Raw genomic sequence first — 789 nt, forward strand, 5'->3', positions numbered from 1 at the left:
ACCCGCAGTTCCAGCCGACGCCTAACGGCGCGGCTGAACGCAATCGTTAGACCTCGATTACAGACATCGGAGTGCTATGGGAGCAAAGACCTGGATGGTCGTGATCGCCGACGGCGATGCGCGCGAGATCCTTGCATCTCGACCTACCATCGATCGGGAGGAAACCCGCAAAGTCGCGTCGATCCTCTTCCCGAAGGAAAGGCTTGAGCCGCAAGACGACAGCTGTCTTACATGGACGTCGCCGCCAGATGATCAAATCCACATTGGCTGCTTCCCGGGTCTGACAATCGTGGCCGCTAAGGAATTCGCCATCGACAACCCTTCGAGAATCCCAACACGATTTTTGGACTTCGCCGGCACTCGCGCCGTGCATGTCCATGCCATGCATAGCGTCGTGGACTGGTTCGCATTTGCCGTCTGGCGAAATGGCAAGTTGGAGCGCTCCCTCAGTCTTTCGCCGGACAGTGGAATCGTGGAAGACATCGGTCAACGGCTATCGTTTGAAGTTCCCTACTGGGAGGGGAGCCATCCAGCCATTGATCCTGCGGACATGGAGGATGGAGAACCTGACTATCCGTTCCCTTTCCATCCATTGGAACTTGGCGAGGCTGCACTAGCGGAGTTCTTTGGGTATCAGTTGGAAGGCTATGTTGACCAGTTTCCAGTCGACAGTGAGTCCATTCCATTGCTTCAGTACAAGCGCAAGAAGGCGCTGTTCAAGCTGTGGTGAAGTCAAGGTCTAACCCGCAGTTCCAGCCGACGCCTAACGGCGCGGCTGAACGCAATCGT

The 789-nt window shown here is 56.3% G+C and carries 1 protein-coding gene; it reads left to right on the forward strand.

The genetic code is table 11. The annotated features are described in order from the left end of the window. The first annotated feature begins 94 nt into the window (after positions 1-94). Positions 95-730 carry a hypothetical protein gene (locus B0W88_RS32060; protein WP_233151919.1) on the forward strand — a complete coding sequence of 212 codons (636 nt, stop codon included), beginning with the start codon at positions 95-97 and terminating at the stop codon, positions 728-730. Positions 731-789 lie beyond the last annotated feature (59 nt).

It is taken from the genome of Pelomonas sp. KK5 (assembly GCF_001984095.1).
Lineage (GTDB): Bacteria > Pseudomonadota > Gammaproteobacteria > Burkholderiales > Burkholderiaceae_C > KK5.

Bases quoted from the DNA above. Each gene is read 5' to 3' on its own strand.
- B0W88_RS32060 (WP_233151919.1), top strand. From the start codon at position 95: ATGGTCGTGATCGCCGACGGCGATGCGCGCGAGATCCTTGCATCTCGA.